We start from the raw sequence: 21,720 nt of genomic DNA, 5'->3' as shown, positions 1-21,720 counted from the left end.
AAAAATATGGCTCAGGACGACAACCGGGATTTGACCCACGTCAACGTTCCGCGCCAAAGGATGAACCTTGCGGCTTCGGCCGACCATTGCATGGGCGAGCGGCAGTTCGTTCGCTCAGGTATGGCTGTCTTGACCCAGATCAAGCCTCGCATTGGAGGCCGGCATAGTTTGATCAACCAAATGAAATGTTGAGGGGAGGAATTGCCATGCGCGTTTTCCTCGTGTCAGCAGTGTCGGCGATCGTTCTCGCCATCGGTTCGATGCTGGTTCTCGATCGGATGGTGCAGCGCAACACCGATCAGGCCTTCGGCTCATCGACGAGCGTCCGCCTTCCCGACCACGGCAACATCCACAACCTGGTTGGACGTGACTGGTCTTCGGCGAAGGAGCACGGATGGGGCGACGAGATACCGACGGCCAACTCGCCGCTCTCGCTTGCGCAGCCCTCGGCGTCGAAATAGAGCGTCGTCCTAGGCGGCGAGCACCCGCTCGCGCGGCCGGGCGCGGCGTTCGGCGACGTATTCGACGACCATGTAATGCTCGGCGACGGTGACACGCTCGACCAGTGTGGTTTCGCCGGCAGTCGGCATTACTTCCGTATTCGCAACCGGAAGCGGCGCCTCCTGGTCAATCGCTTCAGGAACAAGCGGCGGCGATTGGATCGTTTCTGGAAACACCCCGAATTCGCCCGCTACCTCCTGGAGCGGCTTCTGCTTGTCGGCCCAGTGCAGGGCGGTGTAGTCGAAGCCCTGCACGATGGTGGGCTTGACGACTTCGAAATAGGGCGAGATGTCGAAATCGCGGGGCATGTAGAGCGATGAATCGCGGATGTGCAGGATTTCGCGCCGCGCCTGCCTCGAGCCGGCGCGCGTGATCTTGGGCAGGATCGGATAGCGCACGGCGTCGAACGCCTGCGCGATCAGCGCCGAGCAGATGATCTTGGTGGGATCGCCCGAGCCGAACGCGATCATGCGCCGCCGCCAGCGCTGCGGTATCGGCAGCGGGATCAGATAGCGCATCAGATCGAGGATGTTCTTGGTGTCGTAGCCGAAGCCGATCCGGTTGATGGCGTAGCGGCACACGGTGGTGCGGTCTTCGTAGGACAGTCCGACCGGCCGGCACAGCCGCGTATGATACGGAAAATATTTCGACAGCGGCGCCGAGGTCACGCCCTCGCCGATATTGGCCTCGATCAACACATGCGGCTCGCCGTCGGGCTCGGAGGCGCCGTCGACCGGACCGACAAAGAGCGCGGCATGGGACCAGGTGGACTGCGTCAGGTATTTGATGATGCCGGAAACGCGGTTGTTGCCCTCGACCAGCATGACGTCGCCGGGCTCCATGATGCCGCGCAGATGTTCCGGGTCGCTCGGCGTGAACGGCTCATAGCCCGGCACCTCCTTCTGGAGGTAACTCGCGATCAGCTTGCCGACGGTATCGAGCACGACACCCATGCTAGTTCCCCCCAGCGGCCTTTCTGACCGCTTTTTGTGTTTCCTTATCATGGTCGAAAGCCGTTGCAATTTAGTTCATGGATTGGCGTGATCAATCATGATTGATTCACCATGACAGTTGCTGACCCCGGAGAGATACGGCAAGGTTCGCCGGATGTTCTCTCGTTCTTCAAAGTTCCGGAAACCATGACATGACAATGACGCGCCGGGATTTCCTGTCGGCGTCCGCAGCCCTTGCGGCGGCGCCGGCTCTCGGCGCGCCCGCCCGGGCCGCGCCGATGCCGCGCGATGCCGACATTGTGGTGATCGGGGCGGGCGCTGCCGGCATATCCGCGGCGCGGCGCATCCAGGCTGCGAACCGCAAAGTAGTCGTGGTGGAGGCGTCCGGCCAGATCGGTGGCCGCTGTCTGACCGATACCGCGACATTCGGCGTGCCGTTCGATCGCGGCGCGCGGTGGCTGCACAATCCCGAGACCAACCCGATCGTCAAGCTCGCGCGCGCCGCGGGGCTCGACATCGCTAATGCGCCGATCGGCCAGAAAATCCGGATCGGCCGCCGCAACGCCCGGGCCGGAGAGACGGAGGAACTTCTCGCGGCGCTGGTGCGCGCCAACCGCGCCATCGACGACGCCTCGCGCGGCAAGGCCGATGTGTCCTGTGCGTCGGTGCTGCCCAGGGAACTCGGCGACTGGGCGGGGACGACGGAATTCGTGCTCGGCGCCAATGCCACGGGCAAGGACCTCAAGGACGTCTCGGCGCTCGACAAGGCCCGGGCGCCGGACCGCAACAACGCGCCGATCGCCTGCCGCCAGGGGCTGGGGGCCTTGATCGCGAAGCTTGGCGAGCAGGTGCCGGTTTCGCTGTCGACGCCCGCAAGCCGCGTCAGCTGGAGCAACCGCGATGTCACGGTGGAGATGCCGTCAGGCAAGATTGTCGCCCGCGCCGCTGTCATCACGGTGTCGAGCAACGTGCTCACGGCGGGCGGTATCAAGTTCACGCCGGAACTTCCGAAGCGTCATCTCGATGCTGCGGTCAGGCTGAGCCTCGGCAGCTTCGATCACATCGCGCTGCAGCTTTCCGGCAATCCGCTCGGGCTGGCGCGCGACGACATCGTCATCGAGCAGAGCAATTCGACGCGGACGGCGCTGCTGTTTGCCAATATGGGCGGATCGTCGCTGTGCTCCATCGATGTCGCCGGCTCCTTCGGCCGCGATCTTTCGGCCCAGGGCGCGCCGGCCATGGAGGCCTTCGCGGTGGAATGGCTCACCAAACTGTTCGGCAGCGAGATCGCTTCTGCAGTCAAAAAGTCGAGCGCAACCCGCTGGAACGCCGCGCCGTTCGCGCTCGGCGCGATGTCGGTCGCCGCGCCGGGCGCACAGGGATCGCGAAAGATTTTGACCGAGCCGATCGGCTGCATGTTTCTGGCGGGCGAGGCGACCCATGAAACCCAATGGGGAACGGTCGACGGCGCCTGGGAAAGCGGCGAGCGCGCGGCGGAAGCAGCGCTCCGCCGGATCGGCGCGCTCAAGGATGAGCCGACGGCGGCAACGCGAGCGCCGAAACAGCGGCGGCGTGCCGCGCCGGTACCGGGAGCGCCAGTCCGTTGAAATTGGCCATGAACACCGAAGGCGCTCCCGGGAACGCCGGTCCGTTGACGCAATCGCGGCCGAAGGCGCTGATCTCGTGGTCGAGCGGCAAGGACAGCGCGTTCGCGCTGCATGAAATCAGGCGCTCGGGCGAATTCGACGTCGTCGGCGCATTGACCACGGTGACCGAGACGTTCGCCCGGGTGTCGATCCACGGCGTGCGGCAGGAAATCCTGCGCGCGCAGTGTGAGGCGGCGGGCCTGCCGCAAACCATCGTGCCGATCCCCTATCCTTGCCCGAACGAAGTCTACGAAGCGCGCATGGGCGAGGCCGTCGCCAAAGCGGTCGCGGACGGCGTCACTCACATGATCTTCGGCGATCTTTTTCTGGAAGACATCAAGGCCTATCGCGAGCAGAAGCTTGCCGGCACCGGCATCACGCCGGTGTTTCCGCTGTGGCAAAGGCCGACACCAGCGCTGGCGCAGGCGATGATCGCGAGCGGGCTGGAAGCCTATCTCGCCACCGTCGATCTGAAGAAGCTGCCGGCCGAATTTGCCGGACGCAAATTCGATGCGCAATTGCTGGCGGGCTTGCCTGACGGTGTCGACCCCTGCGGCGAGAACGGCGAGTTTCATACCTGCGTGGTGGCGGGGCCGATGTTTTCGCAGCGGCTCGCGGTTACGACCGGCGAGCGCGTCGAGCGCGATGGCTATGCCTATTGCGATCTGGTGATGGAGTAAAACGCCGTCGTCCCGGCCAAGCGAGCCAACGGGTCCGGCCTTCGGCCGGCCCGATGACAGGCTCCGCGAGCGCTGAGCCGTGACCCATACGCCGTGACTTATCGATGAAAATGCGGCGTTGGATACCTTTCGAAATCATCACCGCCGCGGAGTATGGGTCCCCCGCGTTCGCGGGGGACGACGATAGAGGGGACTCTACCGCAGCACGCCATCCAGTGCCGGCAGGCCGAGGATGACGGCGGCGGCGATCAACGCGTAGCAGATGGCGCGGAACAGGGTTTCGCTGGCGCGGCCGAACAGCTGGGCGCCGATCAGGACGCCGACGGCGTAGACCGGGCCGACCAGCAGCGAAAACCGGATCGCGTCGGATGAGATAAGCCCGGTCGCGGCATAGCTCACCGCGGAAAAGAAATCGGACGCGCCGAAAAACAACAGGATGTTGGCGCGCGCGATCACCGAAGCGATCGGCCGGCCGAGCCAGTAGCCCACGATCGGCGGCCCGCCGGTCTGGGCCAGCCCGCTGCAAAAGCCCGACAATCCGCCGATGCCGATGGAAAGCGTGGGGTGGTCCTCGCCCCGATAGCGCCAGCCCGACAATAACAGCAACAGCAGCGCGAATACGAAGGCGGAGATGATCCAGCGCGTCGTCTCCGGATCGAGCCGGGTGAGGAAGTAAGTCCCGACCGGCACGCCGATCAGCGCGCCGGATACCATGACCGCGGTTGCCTTGCGGTCGGCCTGCTTCCACGCATTCGGGATCAAGGGTAACGCCGCGATGAAATCGATGATGAGCAGCACCGCCGCGACCAGCTGCGGCGCCGCCATGCTGCTCGCCAGCGGCATGAAGATCAGTGCCGAGCCGAACCCGGAAAAGCCGCGCGCGGTTCCCGATACGAAGGCGATCGCGCAGATCGCGATCGCGGCATTGAGGCTGACGTCGGACGGGATGAGGCCGATGAGGCTCATCCGCGCAACGTGCCGCCGGTCTTCCTGGTCACCTCGGCCACGATCTTCGCAGCCACCGCGTCGATCTCCTGGTCGGTCAGGGTCTTTTCGCGCGGCTGGATGGTCACCGCGATTGCGACGGACTTCTTGCCGTCGTCGATGCCCTTGCCCTCGTAGACGTCGAACACGGTAACGCCCGTGATCAGCTTCTTGTCGACGCCCTGCGCCGCACGAATCATATCGCCCGATTTGACGCTGCGATCGACGATGAAGGCGAAGTCGCGCGATACCGGCTGGAACGCCGAGAGCTCGAGCACCGGCTTGGCGCGGGTCGGCCGCTGCTTGGCATCCGGAATGCGGTCGAGGATCACCTCGAATGCAATCATGGGGCCGTCGGCGCCGAGTGCTTCCAGCGTGCGCGGATGCAATTCGCCGAAATAGCCGAGCACGTTTTGCGGGCCGATCTGGATGGTGCCGGAACGTCCGGGATGCAGCCAGCTCGCGCCGCCGGGCACGATTTGCAGCGCCTGCATCGGCGCGCCGGCCGCCGCCAGCACGGCAAAGGCATCGGCCTTGGCATCTAACGCGTCGGCCGTTGCCGAGCCGGACCAGTGCCGTCCCATGCCTTTCGACGACGCAAAGCCGTGGCGCACGCCGGATGCTGCGACCAGTTGGCCTTCGGGCCTGTCGCTCCGGAATACCTGTCCGACCTCGAACAATGCCACGTCGGGAAAGCCGCGATCCGCATTGGCCTGCGCCGCCGCAACCAGGCCCGGCAGCAGGCTCGGCCGCATGTCGGACAGATCTGACGCAATGGGGTTGGCGAGCGCGAGATCGGCTCCGCCGCCGCCGAACAATTCGGCATGCGGCTTCGAGATGAACGACCACGTTACCGCTTCCACCATGCCGCGCGCGGCGAGCGCGCGCTTGGCGCGGCGGGTGCGGGTTTGAATCGCGGTGAGGATCGGCTTGCGGGCCGCGTCGCCGCGCTCGAACGGCGTCATTGGCACCTTGTCGACGCCGACGATGCGCACGATTTCCTCGACGATGTCGGCCTTGCCGTGCACGTCGGAGCGCCAGGACGGCACCGCGACCTTCACCACCGGGCCGGACCCGGCCATCATGAAGCCGAGATGGCCGAGGATGCGTTTCATCTCCGGCAGCGGCACGTCGATCCCGGCAAGCCGCTTCACTTCGGTGAGCGGAAAATCGATCACGCGGTCGTCGCCGAAGGCTTTGCCGATGATGACGTTCTCCGACGGCGTGCCGCCGCACATCTCCATCACCAGTTTGGTCGCGAGTTCGAGCCCCGGCACCATGAAGGCCGGATCGACGCCGCGCTCGAAGCGATAGCGCGCATCCGAATTGATGCCGAGCTTGCGGCCGGTCTGGGCGATGTTGATCTCGTTCCACAGCGCAGATTCGATCAGCACGTCGGTGGTGTTCGCGTCACAGCCCGAGGCTTCGCCGCCCATGATGCCGGCGAGCGATTCGACGCCGTGATCGTCGGAGATGACGCAGATGCCGCTGTCGAGCGTGTAGGTGCGGCCGTCCAGCGCCAGCAGCGTCTCGCCGTCGCGGGCGCGGCGCACGACGAGATTGCCCTTCACCTTGGCGGCGTCGAACACGTGCAAGGGACGGGCGCGGTCGTAGGTCATGAAATTGGTGATGTCGACCAGCGCGTTGATCGGCCGCAAGCCGATCGAGGTCAGGCGCTTTTGCAGCCATTCCGGCGATGGCCCATTCTTGACACCACGCACCAGCCGCAGCGCGAACCCCGGACAAAGGCCGGCGTCCTCGACCGTCACCTTCACCGGGCAGGGGAACTCGCCCTTGATCGGTTTGATGGCGGGATCCTTGAATCGGCCCATGTCGGCGGCCGAGAGATCGCGGGCGATGCCGTGCACCCCGGCGCAATCCTGCCGGTTCGGCGTCAGGTTGATTTCCAGCACGGGATCGCCGAGCCCGGCCCATTGCGCGTAACCGGCACCGATGGGCGCATCGGCCGGCAGCTCCATGATGCCGTCGTGATCCTCGGAGATCTGCAGCTCCGCCGCCGAGCACAGCATGCCGCGGCTCTCGACGCCTCTGATGGTGCCGACGCCGAGCGTGATGTTCTTGCCGGGAATGAAGGTGCCGGGCGCCGAGAACACGCTGACGAGACCGGCGCGCGCGTTCGGCGCGCCGCAGACCACCTGCACCGGGGCCGCCCCATTGCCGGTGTCGACCATGCACACCCTCAAGCGGTCGGCATTGGGATGCTGCTCGGCGGAAATCACCCGCGCGATGGTGAACGGCGCCAGCGCCTTCGCCTTGTCCTCGATGTTCTCGACCTCGAGCCCGATCATGGTGAGCTTGTCGGCGAGCTTTTCCATCGGCTCGTCGGTGTCGAGATGTTCCTTCAGCCAGGAGAGCGTGAATTTCATGGCCGTGAGCCTCGGATCTTGCTGGTGTTCTTTGTGATGCTTGCGGCGTCCTTACCGCTCCCTCCCCCCTTGTGGGGGAGGGTCGGGGAGGGGGGTGAGCCGCCTGCGCGGGAAGCCGCCGTTTGCCGGATAGTTTCCACAACGCCCTCCAGATTCGACATCACCTCTTCGTTGGTGAAGCGCAGAACCTGAAACCCTTCCGACACGAAAAAGGCGTCGCGAGTTTGATCAGCCTTCTGCCGCTCTTCGAAATCGTGCGGTTCCCCGTCGAGTTCGACGATCAATTTGACCGAAAGACAGACGAAGTCGGCGATGTAGTTTCGGATCGGGACCTGCCGGCGAAAGCCGAGACCATCGATTCGATTGGCTTTCACGTAACGCCACAGCAGAGTCTCGGCACGCGTCATCGTCTGGCGGAGCTGCTTCGCCCGGCCACGCTGGCGCTCGCTGACGACTGCGTGCGGCATTCGCGGCTACCCCCCTCCCTGACCCTCCCCCACAAGGGGGGAGGGAACGGAGAGTGCTTGCCGTGCAGATGACGGACTGACCTCGTCGTAAATCTCAACCAGGCGAAAACGCTCGCACATCAGCATCATGTCTTCGCTGAACTTTCCCTGGCGTCCGAAGTAATTGCGGTGTGCCTGCCGCCAGTAGGCGAGGCTGCGGTCGCCTTCGCCCTCGTCATGGGCAAAAGCCGCATCCACTTCGCCAAAGCGGCGGTAGGTGACCTCGGTCGATTCGATCACGCATCGCGGCGTGCCCTGGCCGTCAAGCACGATCCAGCGTTCGCCCGGCGTCGAAGTGTTGGGCTCATCCTCGGTGCTGCAGGTCGCAGTCCTGACCCCCTTGATCACGAGCTCGAGCAGCTCGTCGGCCAGCCGCGGGCTGTCGCCGAACGCGAAGGAACGCAAGGCCCGATATTTTTCGGGGACGGCGCTCAGGCTCACGAACTCAATCCTCCCGCCAGGGTCGGGACATCGAGCGGCTTGAAGCCGTAATGAGAGAGCCAGCGCACATCGCTCTCGAACAATTGCCGCAGGTCGGACATGCCGTATTTCAGCATCGCGATACGGTCGATGCCCATGCCCCAGGCGAAGCCCTGATAGACGTCGGGATCGATGCCGCAGGCGCGCAGCACGTTCGGATGCACCATGCCGCAGCCCAGGATCTCCAGCCAGTCCTCGCCCTCGCCGAAGCGGATTTCACCCTTGTCGCGGCGGCACTGGATATCGACTTCGAGCGACGGTTCGGTGAAGGGAAAGAACGAGGGCCGGAACCGCATGTTGATGTGATCGACCTCGAAGAACGCCCGGCAGAATTCGTGCAGGATCCATTTGAGGTGGCCGAGATGCGAACCCTTGTCGATGACGAGGCCCTCGACCTGGTGGAACTGCGGCGTGTGGGTGGCGTCGGAGTCGATGCGATAGGTGCGGCCCGGACAGATGACGCGGATCGGCGGCTTCTGGCTCAGCATGGTGCGCACCTGCGCCGGCGAGGTGTGGGTGCGCAACAGCATGCGCGAGCCGCCTGCCCCGGGCGCCGACCCGGGGTCTTCTTTCGGATTGAAGAAGAAGGTGTCGTGCATTTCCCGCGCCGGATGGCCTTCGGGGAAATTCAGTCTTGTGAAATTGTAGTCGTCGGTCTCGATGTCGGGGCCTTCGGCAACGGCAAAACCCATGTCGGCGAAGATCGTGTTGACCTCCTCGAAGACTTGGCTGAGCGGATGAATCCGGCCTTGCTCGGCCGGCGCGTCGCGCAGCGGCAGCGTGACGTCGATGGTCTCGGACGCCAGCCTCGCGTCGAGCGCGGCGGATTTCAGAATGTCGCGCCGCGCCGCGAGCGCCTGCGTGACGGTGTCCTTGGCGAGGTTGATCGCCGCACCTTGCGTCTTGCGTTCGTCCGGCGACATCTTGCCGAGCGTCGACAACAGCGCCGAGATCGAGCCCTTCTTGCCGAGCGCCGCGACGCGCACGGCCTCGAGCGCTGCTTCGTCGCCGGCGGCGGCGATCTGGCTGAGGATTTGAGATTCGAGGTGAGCAAGGTCGGTCATAGCGATCCCTTTTGACTAGGATGCTAAGCCGATGCTCCTAGCCCGTCATGCCCGGGCTTGTCCCGGGCATCTACGTGTTACAGCGTTCGCGAGAAGGAAGGCGTGGATGGCCGGGACATCCAGTGCGAAGACGTGCTTCGCACCTTTAACCCGGCCATGACGACCTCAAAAGCTTCGCAAAAGAACCGAGAGAGCGGCGGCTTACGCCGCCAGCGCGGCCTTGGCCTTTTCGGCGATCGCCTGGAACGCCGCCGGCTCGTTGATGGCGAGATCCGACAGCACCTTGCGGTCCACCGTAATGCCCGACTTCGAAAGGCCGTTGATGAAGACGCTGTAGGTCATGCCGAACGGACGCACCGCGGCATTGAGACGCTGGATCCACAGCGCGCGGAAGGTGCGCTTCTTGCGCTTGCGGTCGCGGAAGGCATATTGCCCGGCCTTCTCGACCGCGGCCTTGGCGGCGCGGATGGTGTTCTTGCGGCGGCCGTAAAAACCCTTGGCGGCCTTGTAGACTTTCTTGTGCTTGGCGTGAGAGGTCACACCGCGTTTGACGCGAGACATGACGGGTCTCCTTCATATGGAAATGGGTGACGGGTCGCCGCGCGGACGCGGCTCGGCTGTGATGGCGGCGGGGAACGCGATCAGGCGTTCGGCAAGAAATATTTCTTGATGTTGTCGCCGTCGGTCTTGAACAGCACGCGGGTGCCGCGGAGCTGACGAATCTGTTTCTTCGTCCGCTTGATCATGCCGTGGCGCTTGCCGCGCTGGGCGTGCATCACTTTGCCGGTGGCAGTCACCTTGAAGCGCTTTTTGGCGCCTGACTTGGTCTTCAGCTTGGGCATTTGGCTCTCCTGTTGCCGCAGGAAAAACGCGCCCAGAGGGGCGCTTTCGCGGCTAAAAATGCTCGTTAGAGCGTTGAAAGTGCTTGGTTATTTCTGAAATGAAATAACCCGCACGGACATCGACACGGCAGCCCTTGATCAGCCGGGCGATGAAGGTTGCGCTTATGGCAGAGCCAAGCGAGATTGGCAACGATGAACCGCGAAAACCGGGATTCCCGACGTATGACCTGACGCCATTGCCGCCGCAGCCAAAAAACAGGGAAAAAATGACGATTTCAGCCCGCGCCGTTGCCCTTTTCGCCCATTTCAACCCCTCCCGTGCCCTCCGATGGATATTTGCCGCTGCCGTTGTCGCCGCGGCCGCTGCGCCTGACACTGCCGACGCCGCCGCTCGGGCCAGGGTTGCCAGGCCGGGAACCTTCGATGGCACCTGGAATGTCACGTTCACCCCCCAGGCCGGCAACTGCCATGCCACCAACACCGTGCCGTTCAACGTCTACGGCACGCAGGTTTCGTCGGCCGGCGGCGGCAAAGTCACCGGCGGTATCAGCCGCAATGGCAGCGTTGCCGTCCGAATCCAGGTCGGCGCCTCATGGGCGAACGGCCGCGGCCGGCTCGCCGGCAATGCGGGCGCCGGCCGCTGGAGCGGGCTGATTACCGGCGACCGTTGCAGCGGCGTCTGGCAGGCGATGCGGAGCTAACTCTCACTGACGTCGTCCCTGCGAAAGCAGGGGGCCCATACTCTGCGGCCTCTCATCCGGGTAGGATGGGAGACGCCTTTTCCGTCAAGGAACTTCGGTGGTTATGGGTCCCCGCTTGCGCGGGGACGACGGTGCTAGATCAGCGCGGTGCCAGAACCATCACGACCTGGCGTCCCTCGAAGCGCGCGTCCTGCTCGACCTTGGCGAATTCGGCGACGTCGGCCTTGACCTTGTCCAGCAGCTTGGTGCCGATTTCCTGGTGCGCCATTTCGCGGCCGCGATAGCGCAAAGTAATCTTGACCTTGTCGCCTTCCTCGAAGAACCGCTGCATCGCGCGCATCTTCACGTCGTAGTCGTGGTCGTCGATCATCGGCCGGAGCTTGATCTCCTTGATCTCGACGATCTTCTGCTTCTTGCGGGCTTCGGCGGCCTTCTTCTGGGCGGAATATTTGAACTTCCCGTAATCCATGATCTTGCAAACGGGAGGATTGGTGTTCGGCGAAATCTCGACGAGGTCCATGCCTGCTTCGAGCGCCATCTTGATGGCGGCCACTGTCTCGACGGTGCCGTGGTTCGTGCCGTTCTGATCGATCAGCTGAACCTGTGCATTGCGGATTTCATCATTGGTGCGCGGCCCGTCTTTGGTTGCGGCGGGCGGGGCTCTGTTGGGACGGCGAATGGGTATCTCTCCAAGGTTGTGAACGAAGGCGATAGTTTGAAGGAATAAGGCTCAGCGGGCAAGCGAACTCGCGCCGGCGACCGCAAAAACCGTCAAATGCGAGGTATTTTGGTCACGCCGGTCGAGATAGAGGGCGCGGATGTGTTCCGCAAGCGCCGTGAGCGGCCGGAGACCGGTATTGGCGTCCGTTGTTGACGGATTCCGTCTGCTCACCCAAACAATTGCCAACGAGGGTAGGATTCCATGGCCAATTCCACCGCATCCGATCAGGAACCGGTCTTCATCGAGGTCGGCGAGGGTAACGGCCGCCGCCGAATCGCGGTGCGGGCCCGCGAAGGCTCGGCGCCGGGGCTGTTCTGGCTCGGCGGCTTCAACTCCGACATGCGGGGCACCAAGGCCCTGGCGCTGGATGCGTGGGCCGCCGCGCACGGCCGCGCCTGCGTCCGGTTCGACTATTCCGGTCACGGCGAATCCGGCGGCGCCTTCGTCGACGGTACCATCGGGCGCTGGCTGGAGGAAAGCGTCGCGGTATTCGAGCAGTTCTGCAGAGGCCCCCAGGTCGTGATCGGCTCCTCGATGGGCGGCTGGATGGCGCTGTTGCTGGCGCGCGAGATCGCGAAGCGCCCGTCAAGCCGCGCCTCGCTGGCCGGGCTGGTGCTGATCGCGCCGGCGCCCGATTTCACGGAAGCGCTGATGTGGAACAACTTTTCGCCCGAGGTGAAGCAGGAGATCGAAAGCAAGGGCGTGTGGCTGCGGCCTTCGGAATATGGCGAGCCCTATCCGATCGCCCGTGCGCTGATCGAGGAGGGCCGCAATCATCTCTTGCTCGGCGGCGCCATCGACGTCGGCTGCCCGGTTCGCATCCTGCAGGGCGCGCAGGATCCGGACGTGCCGTGGCAGCATGCCTTCGCGCTGGCGCACCGGCTGCCAGCCGACGACGTGGTGCTGACGATGATCCAGGACGGCGATCACCGGCTGTCGCGGCCGCAGGACATCGCGCGGATGCTCGCGGCGGTGGCGGAGATCGGGTAGGCTGCTTCTCCAGGGAGAAACGCCATGAACACGTCAGCGATGCTCAAATCGTTCTGCGACGCCGTCGAACAGCGCAACGGCAAGGCATTCGCGGAGTTGTTCACCGAAGACGGCGTCTATCACGATGTGTTTTACGGCGCGTTCAAAGGCCGCGCCAAAATCGCCGAAATGATCGACGACTGGTTCTACCGCACCGCGACCGATTTCCGCTGGGACATGCATGCGCCGGTCAGTGACGGTCGCGCGCTCTATGCGCGCTACACCTTCAGCTACCGCTCGACGCTGCCGGAGGCCAACGGCGCGCGCGTGATGTTCGAAGGCGTGGCGATCATGACGCTGCGCGACGGCAAGATCGCGGAGTACCACGAGGTCGCCAACACCGCGCCGGCCTTCGTCGACCTCAACTTCGCGCCGGAACGGATCGCCCGGATATTCGCCAGGCAGGGCGCGGCGCTGAAGGCGCGGCCGGAGATGGCGCGGCATCTGGGGTAGCAAGCCGTCATTCCGGGGCGCGCGAAGCGCGAACCCGGAATCTCGAGATTCCGGGTCTGGTCCTTCGGACCATCCCGGAATGACGAAGGCAATTACCGCGGCGGCGGCTTCGCGATCGGCTTCTTCTGCGCCAGCGCGGCGACCGTCGAGGTTCCGATCCGGCCCTGCTCGTCGTACAGCCAGCACTCGCCGATCGCGACGCCGTCGGTGGCGTGGTGGTTTACCACCTCGAAGCCGATCCATCGCGTCACCGGCAGCCGGTGCAGGTAGATCGTGACGTCGCTGTTGATGTAGCCGAGGCCCTCATCGCCGGCATTGGCAAAGGGGCTGGCGAAATCGGCACCCGTGGCGACATGAACGAACGGCGTCATCGGCACGCCCTCGACGAGTTCGCGCACCTCGCTCATCCACAGCCGGCGCGGCCCGAGCGAGCCCATGCGGCCTGCGATCGGCCGGGTGGTCCATTTGCCATTCATGCCGAGCCGCGGATCGATCGGCGCGGGAATCTCCGCAGGCGGCGGCGCGTCCCAGTTCGGCGGCGACCAGACATTGCCCGGCGCGTTTTCGGTTCGCCGCAGCAATTGGCAGGAGGCGCGCGCCATGCTGGTGCCGCCGGAGATGAACTCGGCTTCGACCACCCTGATGCGCAAGCCGTCGCGGATCACCCTGGTCGTGACCTCGACCGGGGTCTGGATGTTCGGCAGCCGGAACATGTCGACCGTCAGCCGCGCCGGCACGAAATCGTTGGAGCCGTGGCGCTGTTCGATCACCAAGCCGAGCAGGCCGATTACGACGCGGCCGTGCATCGAGTTGGGATCCCATGGGCCATTGGCCGCCTGGGTCGGAATGAAGGCGTCGCGGTCTCTGGTAAAGAAGGGCTGGTTTGTCATGGCGCGGGACCATGAAGGAATTTGCTCCCGGTGTCATCGCCCGCGAAAGCGGGCGATCCAGTACGCCGTGACATATCGATCTATTTCGGACGGCTCTGGAATACTGGATGCCCCGCTTTCGCGGGGCACGGCGGCTGAACATTTCTAGGCGCGCTGCCACTCCTCGCGCACGGACTCATCCGCTTCGGCGTTCAACGCCCTCGCCGCCAGCGCATCGAACTCCTGCCGGGTCTTCAACTGCGACAGCGCCCATACCGCAGCACCCCGAACCAGCGGGCTTGCATCGACGAGCAGCCTTTGCGCCGCATCAGCCAGAGACGCATCGTTTGAATTGCCGATCGCGATCAGCACATTGCGGATGAAGCGGTCGCGGCCGATGCGCTTGACCGGGGATTTCGTGAATAGCGCCCGAAACGCCGCATCGTCGAGCCGCACCAGATCGGCGAGCGCGGGTGCGCGCAGCGCCTCGCGCGCGGCGAGTTTGGCCTCGCGCCCGGATTGCGCGAACTTGTTCCAGGGGCAGACGGCGAGGCAATCGTCGCAGCCATAGATGCGGTTGCCGATGGCTTTGCGGAATTCGTGTGGAATCGGGTCCTTATTCTCGATGGTGAGGTAGGAGATGCAGCGCCGCGCATCGAGCTTGTAGGGCGCGGGAAACGCCGACGTCGGGCAGACATCGAGACAGGCCCGGCATGAGCCGCAATGGTCGGTGTCGGCATCGTCGCGCGGCAGCTCCAGCGTGGTGAAGATCGCGCCGAGGAACAGCCAGGAGCCGAATTCGCGCGAGACGAGGTTGGTGTGCTTGCCCTGCCAGCCCAGTCCGGCCGCCTGCGCCAGCGGCTTTTCCATCACGGCGGCGGTATCGACGAATACCTTGACCTCACAGGCCTCGGTCGCAACCAGCCATCGCGCCAGCGCCTTCAGCCGTTTCTTGATCAGGTCATGATAATCGTCGCCCTGCGCATAGACCGAGATCGCGCCGCGCGTGCGCTGTTCCAGGATCGCCAGCGGATTTTGCTCGGGCCCGTAATTGACGCCGAGCATGATCACCGAGCGCACCTCCGCCCACAGCCCGCGCGGATCGGCGCGGCGTTCGGGGTGGGCGGCGAGCCAGTCCATGTCGCCATGCGCGCCGGCGTCGAGGAAATCGCGGAAATGCTTCGCGGCTTGCGCGATCGCATCCGGACCGGCGATGCCGGCGCAATCGAATCCGAGCGCGCGCGCCTCATCGGCGAGGGCAATGCTCAGGTCGGAAGGAGAGAGCTTCTGGCGCGTGTTCAGAAGTCGAGGTCCACATAGGTTCGTGACGCCGGCACGCCGGCCAGCCATTCGCTCAACAGCGGGCGAAACGAGGGCCTGGATTTCACCCGCGCGTACCACGCCTTTGCCGCGTCGTCCTCGACCCATGGCACGTCGCCCAGATAATCGATCGCCGAAAGATGCGCCGCGGCGGCGAGGTCCGCGTAGGTCAAGCGGTCGCCGGCGAGGTAGTTCCGCGTCTTCGCCAGCCAGCCGATATAGGCCAGATGATAGCGTACATTCGCCTTCGCCGCGCGGATCACATCCGCGGCCGGCGCGCCGCCGCCGTCCTGCTCGTCCATGAAGCGCTTGTAGATGCGCTCGGTGACCAGCGGATTGGAGGCCTCCTCGAAAAACTTGTCGTTGAACCAGGCCATCAGCCGGCGCACTTCGATCCGTTCGCCGATCGACGTCGGCATCAGCCGGCGTTCGCCCATGCCGGCGCCGTGAGTCTCGTCGAGATATTCGGCGATGATTCCGGCGCCGGGAATCGCGGGCCGGCCCTCGGCGATCAAGACCGGCGTGGTTCCCGCCGGGTTGAGGGCGAGAAACGCCTCGCGGCGCTCCCAGGTGCGCTCTTCGATTAGCCGCAGATCGAGGCCGTATTCGCCCAGCGCCAGGCGAACGAAGCGCGACTGCGGACAGAACGGATGATGAAACAGCGTGAACATAGTGGCCTTGATAATTTCGCGGCGCTTAAGAAACCATCAACCGCGGCGGCATCGTCAAACTACCTAAGCACAGGAATGAGGCAACCCGTGTTTTGGCGTTTTTTGCGATTGCAGCACGGGGGCGAATAAGCGAGAAGAACCCGGCTTTTCGGCTCATTTCGATCATAACGGACCCATAGCATGATGTCTGATGCAGTGAGGGCGATCATTCTCGGCATCGTCGAGGGCGTCACCGAATTCATTCCGGTGTCCTCGACGGGACATCTCCTGCTGGCGGAACGGTTCTTCGATCTCGGCGAAGGCCCGTTCTGGAAGAGTTTCGCGATCCTGATTCAGCTTGGCGCGATTCTGGCGATCGTCGCGCTCTATTTTTTCAAATTGTGGCGGATCGCGCTCGGCATGTTCACGGACCCCTATGCTCGGCGATTCGTGATCGGGGTGCTGGTGGCGTTCCTGCCCGCAGCCGTGATCGGGGCTGCGGCCGGCAGTTACATCAAGGCCTTCCTGTTCAATCCGTGGGTGGTGTGTTTCTCGCTGATCGTCGGCGGTGCGATCCTGTTGTGGATCGATCAACTGGAATTCGAGCCGCACCAACATGACGCCACCACGTTTCCGCTGCCGATGTATCTCTGGATCGGGATCGCGCAATGTATGGCGATGATTCCCGGCGTGTCGCGCTCCGGCGCCACCATCGTCGGCGCGATGCTGCTCGGGGCCGACAAGCGCGCGGCGGCGGAGTTTTCCTTCTTCCTCGCGATCCCGACCATGGTCGGCGCCTTCGTCTACGACCTCTACAAGAGCCGCGGCGAGATGACGATGGATCACGCCGGGATCGTCGCGATCGGCTTCGTGGTGTCGTTCATCACCGCGATGATCGTGGTCAAGACATTCCTCACCTACGTCACCCGCCACGGCTTCACGCTGTTTGCCTGGTGGCGCGTCATCGTCGGCACGCTCGGGCTGATGGCGCTGGCGATGGGAAGGTAAATGCACTCGCAGTTATCGTCGTCCCTGCGAACGCAGGGACCCATAACCACCGGCGTTAATTGAAGCAGAAGGTCTCTGCCACCGTTGTCGAAACGAGATGGCACGGCGTATGGGTCCCCGCGTTCGCGGGGACGACGCGAGTGACCGAAATCACGCGCCCCGGTGCGCGAACTGTCCGGTCCTGCGGAAGCGCCAGAGGTATTGTGGCGCGATCGCTTCGAGCGAATCGGCTGTGATCCCGAGGCCCTCCAGCGTCAGGCCGGCGGCCTTCGCTGCGTCCGACACCACATTGTCCGAGCGCAGCAGCTCCACCTGATCCGGCGTCAGCTTCAGCGCCCCCGGGGCGAATTGCAGGAATAGCGCCTGCAATTTGGCGAGGCCGAACGGCAGCGACACCAGCATGCGCTTGCGCTCGATGGTCGCCAGGATGAATTCGATGATTTCGCGCATGGTCAGCACTTCCGGGCCGCCGAGCTCGTAGGTCGCGCCAGCTTTGGTCTTGCCGTCGACGGCATCCGCGATAGCGGTGGCGACGTCGCCGACATAGACCGGCTGCAGCCTGGTCAGGCCGCCGCCGATCAGCGGCAGCACCGGCGAGATCGTTGCCAGCGCGGCGAATCGGTTGGTGAACTGATCCTCAGGGCCAAACATGATCGACGGCCGCAGGATGGTAGCCGAGGGGACGGCCGACAGCACCGCCTTTTCGCCTGCGGCCTTGGATCGGCCGTAACCCGACGGCGAATTCTCGTCGGCGCCGATCGCCGAGACATGCACCATGCGCGCACCAGCCGCGCCTGCCGCCCTGGCGACCGCACTGGCGCCCGAGCCCTGCACCGCGTCGAAGGTCTGGGCGCCGCCCTCGGTCAGGATGCCGACCAGATTGATGGCGACATGGGAATCGCGCATGGCGGCCTCGACCGACGCCGGGTAGCGCAGATTGGCCTGGACGGCATGGATCTGGCCGACCCTGCCGAGCGGCTGCAGATGCCCGGCCAGCTCCGGCCGCCGCACCGCGACCCGGATCCGGTAATCGCGCTTGGCCAGCGCCCGGACCACGCTTCGCCCCAGAAAGCCCGATCCTCCGAAAACCGTGACCAGCGTGTCCAGATTCGATGCCATAGCGTCCATTTCCCAGGGTCAAATTCGAGAGATCGCGAGGGGTTTTAGCGGATTCGCGATACGCCATCATGCCGGCGCTGTACAGCGTATTTGGGCGGCGCCGAAGCGATTTGACAAGCGCGCAACCGATCCGTACTAACCCGCCCGGGCCCAGGTGGCGGAATTGGTAGACGCGCTGGCTTCAGGTGCCAGTGGCTTCACGGCCGTGAAGGTTCGAGTCCTTTCCTGGGCACCACTTTGCCCATGCCCACATATGCTCGGCCGGGATCAAGAAGCGGTCTTGCCGGATTATTCCTCAGGGAATAGCAGGGACTCGTAGTCTCGGGCGCCGTGAAGGATATGGATGACTTCAATCGCATCCTCATCGACGCGGTAGAAAATCAGAAACCGGCCGAACGGGCGCCGGCGAATGCCGAGATGCTCGTAGCGCGGCACCAGCGGGTAGCTACGCGGGGCGTCCAGCAATGCCTCGCATCTCTCGCGCAACTCGCGGACCAGAGTGAGCGCGCTCCGCGGGCTTTGCTCCGCGACATACGCAGCGATTTGCCCCAGATCCGCCTCGGCCTCGGCCGTGACGACGACGATCACGTATGATCCGTCTTGGCCGCCAATTTCGCTTCCAGGCGGTCAAACACTTCGGAGCTTGGCTTCACCCGGCCGGCATCAGCATCAGCAAGGCCACGCGCGATCGAGGCGTCCAGCGCAGCCAACCTTGCTTCGCGTTCCTGAATGAGCCGCACGCCTTCGCGCAGCACCTCGCTCTTGGAATGGTAGCGGCCGGATGCCACGAGCCTGGTCACGAAGCTTTCCAGCACGTCTCCCAAATCTGCGCTCACTGCCATGCGGATCTCTCACCTCTCCTGTCCTTCGGGCCAATAACTATTATTGGACGGCGCATTTTTCAAGCGGAATCCGGGCCGCAACGCGCCTTCCACGCGCGTCAAGTCTTCTGGCCGACCGCGCCAGCTTCCGATCCAGATTCCATCAAGGTACCGATCAACGGACATCGCCAGTATTCTGTCGACGATGCGAGGGCGAGCCTGAGGCGGCCTATGGCGTTTCTTGCTCATCGTGAATGAAATCAGAACCGGCCACGATCGGGGGCGGGCACGCTATGCGGATAAAGAAGGCAGGAAGGCGAGCACCGATTTCTTGAGGTGGTCGAGATTGTCAAAATCGTAAATCTCAAATCGCTTGTCCGTAGAGGGGCCCAGCACGTTCGCCCCGAACGGCCAAGGAGATTAGGAGTGCAAAGATATTACACGTAGCGGTCCTTATGCTCCTGACAATGAGCTCTAACGCGGGTGAGCCAGGAATCATACCAAACCCATGTGTTGGGGTAGTCGCCGGTTTGAACCTCCTCCGAATGAGTGGACACCTGTAGTAGGCTCGTTGAGCCCGGAGGTGTCGAATGGAACGTCAACGTCGGTCATTTACCGAAGAGTACAAGCGCCAAGCGGTCGAGCTGGTGGCGTCGAGCCGTCGCTCGGTCACGTCGGTGGCCAAGGAACTCGGTCTGCGCGACTCGGTGCTGCGGCGCTGGGTGGACAAGTTCCGGCAGGGGCCGACATCGGCGGCGTGGCGCCCCACCACGCAGGCGACGCCGATGTCGGCGGACCAGGCCTCGGAGATCGCCCGGTTGCGCCAGGAGAACGAACGGCTGCGTATGGAGCGCGACATTTTAAAAAAGTCGATCGCGATCTTTGCCGGAACCCGGACATGAGCTTCCGTTTCATCGAGGACCACCGCGACACCTATCCGGTGCGGTTGATGTGTGCCGTGCTCGAGGTCTCGCCAGCCGGCTATTACGCCTGGCGTGATCGCCCGGTGAGTGAGCGAACAAAATCCAATGCCACGCTCCTGGCTGCAATCCGGCAAGTCCATCAAGACAGCAGCGGGCGCTACGGCAGTCCCCGCGTCCATACCGTCCTGCGGAGGCAGGGCCGTGGCGCCAGCCGCGGCCGGATCGAGCGGATGATGCGTCGGCACGGTATCCGCGCCATCATGGCACCGCCGCGCCGTGTGCGCACCACCGACAGCCGTCACGACCTGCCGATCGCACCGAACCTGATCGCGCGCGACTTCACGGCCCCAGCCCCGAACCGGGTCTGGCTCGCCGATATCACCTATATCCCGACCGCGGAGGGGTGGCTGTACCTGGCGGCCGTCATGGATCTCTTCAGCCGAAAGATCGTCGGCTGGGCCATGCGGGATCATATGCAGGTCGAACTCGCTTCCGCGGCGCTGACGATGGCCATCCAGCAGCAACGCCCGCAGGCCGGATTGATCCACCACTCCGATCGCGGCGTGCAGTATGCCTCACACGCCTATCGCAACACTCTCACGGCCGCCGGCATCACCGCATCGATGAGCCGCAAGGCCGATTGCTACGACAATGCCCCGATGGAGAGCTTCTTCCATACCCTGAAGACCGAGCTCGTTCATCATCGCAACTACAAGACTCGCGCCGAGGCCCAGCGCGATATCTTCACCTTCATCGAGGGCTTCTACAACCGAACCCGGCTCCATTCCGCCATCGGGTATATCGCCCCGATCGAGATGGAGCTAAAAGCCGCTTAAACCCGTCCACTTTTTCGGGGGAAGATCAGTTCTCCCAAATCCTTTCGCGGGACTTTTGGCGTCTAACTCCTGCCAAAGGACTGTATGGGCGTGCTGTCCAAACTTTTGAAAACCTTCGTCACGCATCATTTTGACGATTTGCGATGCGGTAAAGCGGCGCTTATCCACCTCTTTCAGGAGCACGCTGTTAATCTCGCGGCCTTCGACGGAGTCCGGTTTAACGAATTCGACTGCCAGATCAGCGTTTGATGCGCGATTGCCGGTCTTCGGGATGAAGGCAACACGGTATGCAAATTGCGGGTCGGCCTGTTCTTCTTCCGTTAGGGTCTCATGAAACGCATCCATCATGGTCGCTACATGCTGCGGTAGATCGCTCGCCTTCTTGAGGATAGAGCGCTGGTCCGCGCTAAAGGTGACAAACTGAAGCGCTATAGGTAGTCGTCGCTCTAATCCAAATTGAGCTCCGAATAGCGATTTCATGGAGTCGTTGAAGTTAATGCAGCAGGCTTGAAGCTTCGCGCTGACAGCATCGTCTATGCGATTGGTAGACCGATGCTCGATCTCGTGACGAAGCGACAATAGAAACTCAAGATTAGTGATCGCTCCTTTAGGCACGGGACACCGCGCGTGGCGCAGACACTTCCCCAATTCCCAATAGCAATCCTCTCCCTGCTTTGTCTTCTTTACTGTGCCGTCCGCTTCGACGTAGCGGTAGTCAATCCTCTCCCGGCGAAACCACGCATGCAAAAGATAAGTCCATGCGATGATGCTGGTTACGATGAAGAGTTCTGCGCGAAAAGTAAGCCCAGCGCCGTTGAAGATATGGACGGCAGCAACCATTGCTTCGCGGGCCTTGATCAACAACTCGTCGCCTCTCAGACTCAATCCCGTTTGCGGATCGATGTCTGGCCATGTTGCTATGAACTCCTCTAGCTCGGCTTCGCTCGCTGCCTTTACCAGCTTGTGCTTCTTCTCAGTTCTGATCTCGCCGATGGCGCGGTGGTTGATCGAACGCGTTGGGCGCGTGAAGTATGCCAGTATGTCTTGATCGTTCGATCCGGCTTTAATGAGCATCGCCTTAATCAAAGCGATTTCCCATCTTTCCAGCCGATTGCCGCGCTTGCGGATGGCCATGTCTTCCCCCTAGCTTCAGTAAGTAGATTCGCGACGGCGCAGCAAGTATACATTCGACCTGGGATTGTAGCTTTCCGGGCGGCGCCGGAGTCG

The 21,720-nt window shown here is 63.5% G+C and carries 24 protein-coding genes and 1 tRNA gene; 9 read left to right on the top strand and 16 right to left on the bottom strand.

What is annotated here, in order from left to right:
* Positions 1–206 precede the first annotated feature (206 nt).
* On the top strand, positions 207–461 hold the full coding sequence (locus tag KMZ29_RS00670) for a hypothetical protein (protein ID WP_215622032.1): 255 nt from the start codon (positions 207–209) through the stop codon (positions 459–461).
* Positions 462–470: 9 nt separating this feature from the next.
* On the opposite strand, the gene KMZ29_RS00665 is transcribed toward KMZ29_RS00670, so the two are convergent.
* Positions 471–1,454, bottom strand: coding sequence for a C40 family peptidase (locus KMZ29_RS00665; protein WP_215622031.1), 984 nt, complete (start codon positions 1,452–1,454; stop codon positions 471–473).
* Between the two features lie 191 nt (positions 1,455–1,645).
* Between KMZ29_RS00665 and KMZ29_RS00660 the strand changes: the two genes are divergently transcribed.
* Both KMZ29_RS00660 and KMZ29_RS00655 read left to right on the top strand, forming a co-directional pair.
* Positions 1,646–3,061, top strand: a complete 1,416-nt coding sequence (locus KMZ29_RS00660; RefSeq protein WP_215622030.1) for a flavin monoamine oxidase family protein — start codon at positions 1,646–1,648, stop codon at positions 3,059–3,061.
* Positions 3,062–3,069: 8 nt separating this feature from the next.
* Positions 3,070–3,780 carry a Dph6-related ATP pyrophosphatase gene (locus tag KMZ29_RS00655; RefSeq protein WP_215622029.1) on the top strand — a complete coding sequence of 237 codons (711 nt, stop codon included), beginning with the start codon at positions 3,070–3,072 and terminating at the stop codon, positions 3,778–3,780.
* 195 nt (positions 3,781–3,975) lie between these two features.
* Here KMZ29_RS00655 and KMZ29_RS00650 read toward each other — a convergent pair whose 3' ends face one another.
* The 7 genes from KMZ29_RS00650 to rpmI all read right to left on the bottom strand — a co-directional run bounded on the left by KMZ29_RS00650 (position 3,976) and on the right by rpmI (position 10,043).
* Entirely contained in the window at positions 3,976–4,746 is a 771-nt protein-coding gene (locus KMZ29_RS00650) for a sulfite exporter TauE/SafE family protein (protein WP_215622028.1), read from the bottom strand.
* On the bottom strand, positions 4,743–7,151 hold the full coding sequence (gene pheT, locus KMZ29_RS00645; protein ID WP_215622027.1) for a phenylalanine--tRNA ligase subunit beta: 2,409 nt from the start codon (positions 7,149–7,151) through the stop codon (positions 4,743–4,745). Before pheT ends, KMZ29_RS00650 begins: the two co-directional genes overlap by 4 nt.
* A complete protein-coding gene (locus KMZ29_RS00640; protein ID WP_215622026.1) occupies positions 7,148–7,618 on the bottom strand; it encodes an endonuclease domain-containing protein in 471 nt (156 codons plus the stop codon). The genes pheT and KMZ29_RS00640 overlap by 4 nt, the downstream gene beginning before the upstream one ends.
* A gap of 6 nt (positions 7,619–7,624) precedes the next feature.
* Positions 7,625–8,098, bottom strand: coding sequence for an ASCH domain-containing protein (locus KMZ29_RS00635; RefSeq protein ID WP_369810061.1), 474 nt, complete (start codon positions 8,096–8,098; stop codon positions 7,625–7,627).
* Complete coding sequence (gene pheS, locus KMZ29_RS00630; protein ID WP_215622025.1) at positions 8,095–9,201, bottom strand: phenylalanine--tRNA ligase subunit alpha; 1,107 nt, start codon at positions 9,199–9,201, stop codon at positions 8,095–8,097. The genes KMZ29_RS00635 and pheS overlap by 4 nt, the downstream gene beginning before the upstream one ends.
* 201 nt (positions 9,202–9,402) lie before the next feature.
* Entirely contained in the window at positions 9,403–9,762 is a 360-nt protein-coding gene (gene rplT, locus KMZ29_RS00625) for a 50S ribosomal protein L20 (RefSeq protein ID WP_029585523.1), read from the bottom strand.
* An 80-nt stretch (positions 9,763–9,842) separates the two neighbouring features.
* On the bottom strand, positions 9,843–10,043 hold the full coding sequence (gene rpmI, locus KMZ29_RS00620; RefSeq protein WP_029585522.1) for a 50S ribosomal protein L35: 201 nt from the start codon (positions 10,041–10,043) through the stop codon (positions 9,843–9,845).
* Positions 10,044–10,177: 134 nt separating this feature from the next.
* Between rpmI and KMZ29_RS00615 the strand changes: the two genes are divergently transcribed.
* Entirely contained in the window at positions 10,178–10,744 is a 567-nt protein-coding gene (locus tag KMZ29_RS00615) for a hypothetical protein (protein WP_369810060.1), read from the top strand.
* 139 nt (positions 10,745–10,883) lie between these two features.
* Here KMZ29_RS00615 and infC read toward each other — a convergent pair whose 3' ends face one another.
* A complete protein-coding gene (gene infC, locus KMZ29_RS00610; protein WP_215624082.1) occupies positions 10,884–11,423 on the bottom strand; it encodes a translation initiation factor IF-3 in 540 nt (179 codons plus the stop codon).
* Between the two features lie 243 nt (positions 11,424–11,666).
* On the opposite strand from infC, the gene KMZ29_RS00605 reads away from it, so the two are divergent.
* Together KMZ29_RS00605 and KMZ29_RS00600 are read left to right on the top strand one after the other, a co-directional pair.
* Positions 11,667–12,455: an alpha/beta hydrolase gene (locus KMZ29_RS00605; RefSeq protein WP_215622024.1), complete on the top strand. Its 789-nt coding sequence runs from the start codon at positions 11,667–11,669 to the stop codon at positions 12,453–12,455.
* A gap of 24 nt (positions 12,456–12,479) precedes the next feature.
* On the top strand, positions 12,480–12,947 hold the full coding sequence (locus KMZ29_RS00600; protein WP_215622023.1) for a nuclear transport factor 2 family protein: 468 nt from the start codon (positions 12,480–12,482) through the stop codon (positions 12,945–12,947).
* 92 nt (positions 12,948–13,039) lie between these two features.
* Here the strand turns inward: KMZ29_RS00600 and KMZ29_RS00595 are convergent, their stop codons facing one another.
* The 3 genes from KMZ29_RS00595 to KMZ29_RS00585 form a co-directional block, all read right to left on the bottom strand.
* Complete coding sequence (locus KMZ29_RS00595; RefSeq protein WP_215622022.1) at positions 13,040–13,837, bottom strand: acyl-CoA thioesterase domain-containing protein; 798 nt, start codon at positions 13,835–13,837, stop codon at positions 13,040–13,042.
* Positions 13,838–13,981: 144 nt separating this feature from the next.
* Complete coding sequence (queG, locus tag KMZ29_RS00590; protein ID WP_215622021.1) at positions 13,982–15,166, bottom strand: tRNA epoxyqueuosine(34) reductase QueG; 1,185 nt, start codon at positions 15,164–15,166, stop codon at positions 13,982–13,984.
* Positions 15,115–15,807, bottom strand: coding sequence for a glutathione S-transferase family protein (locus KMZ29_RS00585; RefSeq protein ID WP_215622020.1), 693 nt, complete (start codon positions 15,805–15,807; stop codon positions 15,115–15,117). Before KMZ29_RS00585 ends, queG begins: the two co-directional genes overlap by 52 nt.
* Before the next feature lie 180 nt (positions 15,808–15,987).
* Between KMZ29_RS00585 and KMZ29_RS00580 the strand changes: the two genes are divergently transcribed.
* Positions 15,988–16,794 carry an undecaprenyl-diphosphate phosphatase gene (locus KMZ29_RS00580; protein WP_215622019.1) on the top strand — a complete coding sequence of 269 codons (807 nt, stop codon included), beginning with the start codon at positions 15,988–15,990 and terminating at the stop codon, positions 16,792–16,794.
* Between the two features lie 150 nt (positions 16,795–16,944).
* Here the strand turns inward: KMZ29_RS00580 and KMZ29_RS00575 are convergent, their stop codons facing one another.
* The gene (locus KMZ29_RS00575) at positions 16,945–17,913 is read right to left on the bottom strand and encodes a complex I NDUFA9 subunit family protein (protein ID WP_215622018.1); all 969 of its coding nucleotides are present in this window, start codon (positions 17,911–17,913) and stop codon (positions 16,945–16,947) included.
* Between the two features lie 148 nt (positions 17,914–18,061).
* Between KMZ29_RS00575 and KMZ29_RS00570 the strand changes: the two genes are divergently transcribed.
* A tRNA-Leu gene (locus tag KMZ29_RS00570) sits at positions 18,062–18,148 on the top strand.
* 53 nt (positions 18,149–18,201) lie between these two features.
* Here KMZ29_RS00570 and KMZ29_RS00565 read toward each other — a convergent pair.
* The gene (locus KMZ29_RS00565) at positions 18,202–18,501 is read right to left on the bottom strand and encodes a type II toxin-antitoxin system RelE/ParE family toxin (RefSeq protein ID WP_215622017.1); all 300 of its coding nucleotides are present in this window, start codon (positions 18,499–18,501) and stop codon (positions 18,202–18,204) included.
* Positions 18,498–18,755 (bottom strand): type II toxin-antitoxin system ParD family antitoxin, encoded by a 258-nt coding sequence (locus tag KMZ29_RS00560; RefSeq protein ID WP_215622016.1) that lies wholly within the window; start codon positions 18,753–18,755, stop codon positions 18,498–18,500. The genes KMZ29_RS00565 and KMZ29_RS00560 overlap by 4 nt, the downstream gene beginning before the upstream one ends.
* Positions 18,756–19,324: 569 nt before the next feature.
* On the opposite strand from KMZ29_RS00560, the gene KMZ29_RS00555 reads away from it, so the two are divergent.
* Positions 19,325–20,493 (top strand): IS3 family transposase gene (locus tag KMZ29_RS00555; protein WP_215620298.1). Its coding sequence is split into 2 segments (ribosomal slippage): positions 19,325–19,613 and positions 19,613–20,493, totalling 1,170 coding nucleotides; the frame shifts between segments, so codons are not numbered across the junction.
* Here the strand turns inward: KMZ29_RS00555 and KMZ29_RS00550 are convergent.
* Positions 20,479–21,627, bottom strand: coding sequence for a DUF3644 domain-containing protein (locus tag KMZ29_RS00550; RefSeq protein ID WP_215622015.1), 1,149 nt, complete (start codon positions 21,625–21,627; stop codon positions 20,479–20,481). The two genes, KMZ29_RS00555 and KMZ29_RS00550, sit on opposite strands and share 15 nt — an antisense overlap.
* Positions 21,628–21,720 lie beyond the last annotated feature (93 nt).

The organism is Bradyrhizobium sediminis (assembly GCF_018736085.1).
Lineage (GTDB): Bacteria > Pseudomonadota > Alphaproteobacteria > Rhizobiales > Xanthobacteraceae > Bradyrhizobium > Bradyrhizobium sediminis.
The sequence above is the reverse complement of the archived record's forward strand: the minus strand, read 5'-3'. Positions and strand labels throughout refer to the sequence as shown.

Bases quoted from the DNA above. Each gene is read 5' to 3' on its own strand.
- KMZ29_RS00670 (WP_215622032.1), top strand. From the start codon at position 207: ATGCGCGTTTTCCTCGTGTCAGCAGTGTCGGCGATCGTTCTCGCCATC.
- KMZ29_RS00665 (WP_215622031.1), bottom strand. From the start codon at position 1,454: ATGGGTGTCGTGCTCGATACCGTCGGCAAGCTGATCGCGAGTTACCTC.
- KMZ29_RS00660 (WP_215622030.1), top strand. From the start codon at position 1,646: ATGACAATGACGCGCCGGGATTTCCTGTCGGCGTCCGCAGCCCTTGCG.
- KMZ29_RS00655 (WP_215622029.1), top strand. From the start codon at position 3,070: ATGAACACCGAAGGCGCTCCCGGGAACGCCGGTCCGTTGACGCAATCG.
- KMZ29_RS00650 (WP_215622028.1), bottom strand. From the start codon at position 4,746: ATGAGCCTCATCGGCCTCATCCCGTCCGACGTCAGCCTCAATGCCGCG.
- pheT (WP_215622027.1), bottom strand. From the start codon at position 7,151: ATGAAATTCACGCTCTCCTGGCTGAAGGAACATCTCGACACCGACGAG.
- KMZ29_RS00640 (WP_215622026.1), bottom strand. From the start codon at position 7,618: ATGCCGCACGCAGTCGTCAGCGAGCGCCAGCGTGGCCGGGCGAAGCAG.
- pheS (WP_215622025.1), bottom strand. From the start codon at position 9,201: ATGACCGACCTTGCTCACCTCGAATCTCAAATCCTCAGCCAGATCGCC.
- rplT (WP_029585523.1), bottom strand. From the start codon at position 9,762: ATGTCTCGCGTCAAACGCGGTGTGACCTCTCACGCCAAGCACAAGAAA.
- rpmI (WP_029585522.1), bottom strand. From the start codon at position 10,043: ATGCCCAAGCTGAAGACCAAGTCAGGCGCCAAAAAGCGCTTCAAGGTG.
- KMZ29_RS00605 (WP_215622024.1), top strand. From the start codon at position 11,667: ATGGCCAATTCCACCGCATCCGATCAGGAACCGGTCTTCATCGAGGTC.
- KMZ29_RS00600 (WP_215622023.1), top strand. From the start codon at position 12,480: ATGAACACGTCAGCGATGCTCAAATCGTTCTGCGACGCCGTCGAACAG.
- KMZ29_RS00595 (WP_215622022.1), bottom strand. From the start codon at position 13,837: ATGACAAACCAGCCCTTCTTTACCAGAGACCGCGACGCCTTCATTCCG.
- queG (WP_215622021.1), bottom strand. From the start codon at position 15,166: ATGGCTGGCCGGCGTGCCGGCGTCACGAACCTATGTGGACCTCGACTT.
- KMZ29_RS00585 (WP_215622020.1), bottom strand. From the start codon at position 15,807: ATGTTCACGCTGTTTCATCATCCGTTCTGTCCGCAGTCGCGCTTCGTT.
- KMZ29_RS00580 (WP_215622019.1), top strand. From the start codon at position 15,988: ATGATGTCTGATGCAGTGAGGGCGATCATTCTCGGCATCGTCGAGGGC.
- KMZ29_RS00575 (WP_215622018.1), bottom strand. From the start codon at position 17,913: ATGGCATCGAATCTGGACACGCTGGTCACGGTTTTCGGAGGATCGGGC.
- KMZ29_RS00560 (WP_215622016.1), bottom strand. From the start codon at position 18,755: ATGGCAGTGAGCGCAGATTTGGGAGACGTGCTGGAAAGCTTCGTGACC.
- KMZ29_RS00550 (WP_215622015.1), bottom strand. From the start codon at position 21,627: ATGGCCATCCGCAAGCGCGGCAATCGGCTGGAAAGATGGGAAATCGCT.